The sequence below is a fragment of the Angustibacter peucedani genome (assembly GCF_054779595.1).
On record NZ_BAAGXY010000191.1, the window covers coordinates 1 to 505 of the forward strand.

At 48.5% G+C, this 505-nt stretch carries 1 rRNA gene (cut by a window edge); it reads right to left on the reverse strand.

Annotated features, from left to right (window positions below):
- Positions 1 to 505, reverse strand: a 23S ribosomal RNA gene (locus ACYVJ4_RS18825); its annotated part runs 552 nt beyond the window's last position; the annotation flags it as partial.

Here is a 505-nt window from a genome sequence, read left to right on the forward strand (position 1 = left end):
CTGAGCCAACATCCTAGCTGTCTATGCAATTCCACATCCTTTTCCACTTAGCACATATTTAGGGACCTTAATTGGTGGTCTGGGCTGTTCCCCTTTCGACGGTGGATCTTATCACTCATCGTCTGACTCCCGGATATAAATCTGTGGCATTCGGAGTTTATCTGAATTCAGTAACCCATGACGGGCCCCTAGTCCAAACAGTGGCTCTACCTCCACGATTCTTAACTCCGAGGCTAACCCTAAAGCTATTTCGGAGAGAACCAGCTATCTCCAAGTTCGTTTGGAATTTCACCGCTATCCACACCTCATCCCAGCATTTTTCAACATACACGGGTTCGGCCCTCCAGTGCGTTTTACCGCACCTTCAGCCTGGACATGGATAGGTCACCTGGTTTCGGGTCTACGTCAATTTACTGAAACGCCCGTTTCAGACTCGCTTTCGCTACGGCTCCGGTCTTTACACCTTAACCTTGCAAATTAACGTAACTCGCCGGTTCATTCTACA